Below are 3,752 nucleotides of genomic sequence, written 5' to 3'. Positions count from 1 at the left end.
TTTATCTGCGGCGCTGATCAAGCAGAACGGCGTCACCCTGAGTGGCGGCGCCTTCCGGGTGCTGGCTTCTCTGGTAGTGGAATACCAGTAAACGGAAGACATGAAATGGACAACAAAAGACAACGGCCCGCGTGGATTTTCCTGCTGTTACTGCCAGCAATGGCCGGCGCGTCAGACCCGGAGAACCTGGAGTTTCTCGGCACCCTGGTGGAACCACCGGCCTGCACCATCAGTGAAGGTGGTCCGGTGTATGTCGACTTTGGCGATGTACGGATAAAAAAAGTGGTAGACGGTAATTATCGTAAACCGGTGCCGTTAACCCTGAAGTGCGAGGACACCAGTCTGGCCTGGCAGTTACGGCTGAGCGTACGCGGCAACGCGGCAGGATTTGATGTCGATAATGCCACGGTGGTGACGGCGCAACAGGCAAATCTGGGGGTGAAAATCTACCAGAACGGCCAGCCGTTTAAGCTGGGGGAAGCGATTAGCATCAACAGCCTGACGCTACCGGCTGTCGAAGCATTGCTGGTCCAGCGCGACGGAGTAGAACTGGTGGAAGGGCAATTCAGCGCCACGGCAACACTGCGGGCGGAATATCAGTAAGTCATAAAAAAATGGCTGCAAATGGAATCGCTCAATTAAGACCTGTCAGTTGCTGAATTTTTTTTGCCGTGTTGGGTTTCCCCGCAGGCACAGGAAAAGAGTATTCAGTGAAAAAAATCAGAAAACGCTGCGAATGATTCACCGCGTTTGCAGCATATCTGACATCGTAATTATTTCAATGAAGATTGATGGCGAACATAATGAATAATATAAAACTGTCTATGCTGGCAATTTTATTAATAAGTCCCGGGATATATGCAGCCCCTACCAGTTATTCCTGGCCTGCGGTAACGGCAGTGACGGGAACCAGTGCTTCCGGAAACGCACTGGTCGTCAATATCACGGTACGTCCGGCACCGATCACTGCCGAATCGACAGCAAATTTCTGCGCGGATATGGGCATAACGGGTTCGACGACCTGCTTTGTCGGCATTGTCGCCCAGACTAAAGCCCAGCCGACGCAATGGACTACACTTCCAGTCTGTGGAAATGCAACGGGTACGAATGTCAGTATAGGCAATGGCTGTATGGCCGTCGGGGCTCAGGCAACCTGGGCGCAAGTTGGTCCCGCTTTGCAGACGCTGGCAAATGGTAATTATAATTCTGTCCTTACCAATGGTCAGTATTGGTACTTCCAGGGTGAAGTGACCTGCGTAAAATATATGGGAGGGTTCCATACTATGGCGGGCAAATATGAACCTCTGGGTATCAATGCAACCTGTACTCCACCTAATAATATCTGGTGTGCGCCAACTTCTCCCAGCACCAATATCAGCCACGGTACGCTGGATATCTCGGCGGCCTCCGGGCATGTCGCCTCCACCACCCTGAACATGCAGTGCTCCGGTAACACAACATACATCCTGCGGGCTTTAACCCATCCGATTCGGCTGAGTAACGGCCTACAGTCAACATTGCGCGTCAATAACGCCGCTCTGGGGTCACAGATCAGCGGTTCCACCGGTACTCAAAGTTTGAACATCAGTTCCACGCTAAGCGGTAGCACCAGTACGACCGGGAGTTTCAGCGGGCAAACGATCCTGATGGTGGATTATCCATAAAAAATATATCGGGTTGGGTTATTTTATATACCAGTCCGTTATATTTGTATCTACGGCAATGACTGGCTGAAGCTATTCAGGATATCGCTCATGTCGATAGTCCAGGCTCGGGCTGAAAATGTATCCCGGGCCTGTTGCTCCCGATAAGCAAGCAGCAACTCCCCGAAGACAAATATCAACTACCGGGTTAACTCGGTTAAAACACCTTACTTCATAATAAGAAAGCATCGATTATGGCCGATATAAGGGAGATGGGATCAGGGACGTTAAAAGGATACCTGAGCAACCCGGCGCCAAATCCCCCATGAATAAAAACGGGGGAGCGCGCTCCCCCGGGATGTCAGGCTTCCTGAACCTCATGCTGGCCGGAAAGACAATCCGTTGCCCATTGAACAATCGCCAGTTGCTGTTCCAGCTTACCGGCATCGACGGCAATAAACTGCGGGCAATCCCGTCTGCCGCCCATCAGGCAAAGCGCCACGGTGGTTAACGCACCGGTTCCGTCCTGGAATGCGAGAATCTGTTCAGGGGTCAGCCGTTCGCGGAATGCGGGAAACGCTTCGCGAAGCTGCCCACAGAGGGTAAAGAGTCGATCGCGTAACGCCGCGCTCTCCTCAACCGACATATACCCTTTCGCTTTTCTCAGCGCGAGGTAATTCTGTAACACGCATCGTGCAGCAATCATTTTCCGGACCAGGCGTTGTTGATACAACCCTGGCATAACATCACCTCTTGTTGTTGAGGATCCGCAACCCCACGATACGGTTATTTTCCAGGCAATTTATTGGCTGATGTCAAAATTCTGAGCAAAGACCATAAAAACCCCATGGATTTATTGGGCGGAGAGATAAGATACCGGTAGCCAGCCGTAACCGCACCGTCGCTGCGTATACCGCGCCAGATGCCACTGCCAGTGCCTGTAACGATAAGCGCGAATTCGTACAGCACCACGCGATACCTCCGCCTGGGGTTCCGTTTGTCTTAGATCGCGCCAGCAATTTTACGCTCCGATAAACAACAGCGTGGTACCGTCATGTTCTGAACAACAAACAGCTGACGCAATAATAAATCCACTGTCTTTTAACAGAATGAACATGCAGGAATATCTTAGCTTTTAACTCAACTATTTTGCCTGCCTTGCCGTTCCTCTTATAATAAGTGACAACGACGCAATGGGCAGGCCACTGCTGACAGTAAGCCGCTCATCAAAATAAACCACATACCTTACCAGGCAGATGAGTTATTGCCGACGAAACCTCTCCCCCTTGAACATAAAAACACCAAAAACCTCAATCAAAACAACGATAATTCATTTATTATCAATAAATTACATTATTTATATTACAAATAAAATTAACTTTTCTGGTCAAATCTTTCATAACCGTGTATTTTATTCTAAACGCCTCGCAAACTCTTAACGTATTAAAAATGATACCGACCAACCCCATCAAAATTTCGGTATTAATTTTGATACTTTAAAAGCCTCTTCTATTCATCCGGTTATGTGATCGCTGTAAATAACTCACCATAGTCACTGTTAATAAAATAGCAAAATAAAGACCACATTTATCATGACCTGAATAAGAGCCTGGTTCGCCAGTCTCTCATATATCATTACTGAGGCTCTACTATGGATACCGTTCAAAATACCCTCGTCACGCGTGAAGCCAGTAGCTGGCGAAAAAGTGATACTGTCTGGATGCTCGGCCTGTACGGTACCGCTATCGGCGCCGGGGTTCTGTTCCTGCCGATTAACGCCGGCGTCNTTTCCCGATGACCTTCTTCGCCCACCGCGGTTTAACCCGTTTTGTCCTCTCCGGTAAAAACCCCGGGGAAGATATTACTGAAGTGGTGGAAGAACATTTCGGCATTGGCGCCGGTAAGCTGATTACCCTGCTGTATTTCTTCGCTATCTACCCAATCCTGCTGGTCTACAGCGTGGCGATCACTAACACCGTGGACAGCTTTATCACCCACCAGTTGGGGCTGGTGTCGCCGCCGCGCGCCATTCTGTCGCTGATCCTGATTATCGGTATGATGGCCATCGTACGCTTCGGCGAGCAGATGATCGTTAAGGCCATGAGCGTG

At 49.8% G+C, this 3,752-nt stretch carries 3 protein-coding genes and 2 pseudogenes; 4 read left to right on the top strand and 1 reads right to left on the bottom strand.

What is annotated here, in order from left to right; translation table 11 throughout:
• The first annotated feature begins 105 nt into the window (after positions 1–105).
• Together AQ981_RS12675 and AQ981_RS12670 are read left to right on the top strand one after the other, a co-directional pair.
• Positions 106–603 (top strand): fimbrial protein, encoded by a 498-nt coding sequence (locus AQ981_RS12675; protein ID WP_082683195.1) that lies wholly within the window; start codon positions 106–108, stop codon positions 601–603.
• 296 nt (positions 604–899) lie between these two features.
• Entirely contained in the window at positions 900–1,664 is a 765-nt protein-coding gene (locus tag AQ981_RS12670; protein WP_154675938.1) for a hypothetical protein, read from the top strand.
• Positions 1,665–2,004: 340 nt separating this feature from the next.
• Here AQ981_RS12670 and AQ981_RS12665 read toward each other — a convergent pair whose 3' ends face one another.
• The gene (locus AQ981_RS12665; protein ID WP_058912108.1) at positions 2,005–2,385 is read right to left on the bottom strand and encodes a biofilm formation regulator BssR; all 381 of its coding nucleotides are present in this window, start codon (positions 2,383–2,385) and stop codon (positions 2,005–2,007) included.
• Positions 2,386–3,294: 909 nt separating this feature from the next.
• Here AQ981_RS12665 and AQ981_RS28135 point away from each other — a divergent pair.
• Both AQ981_RS28135 and AQ981_RS12660 read left to right on the top strand, forming a co-directional pair.
• Positions 3,295–3,429: pseudogene (locus AQ981_RS28135) on the top strand (HAAAP family serine/threonine permease); the annotation flags it as partial.
• 1 nt (position 3,430) lies between these two features.
• Positions 3,431–3,752, top strand: a pseudogene (locus AQ981_RS12660) (HAAAP family serine/threonine permease); the annotation flags it as partial.

The organism is Entomohabitans teleogrylli (assembly GCF_001484765.1).
GTDB classification, from domain to species: domain Bacteria; phylum Pseudomonadota; class Gammaproteobacteria; order Enterobacterales; family Enterobacteriaceae; genus Entomohabitans; species Entomohabitans teleogrylli.
This window is presented reverse-complemented; position numbering and strand designations above follow the sequence as displayed.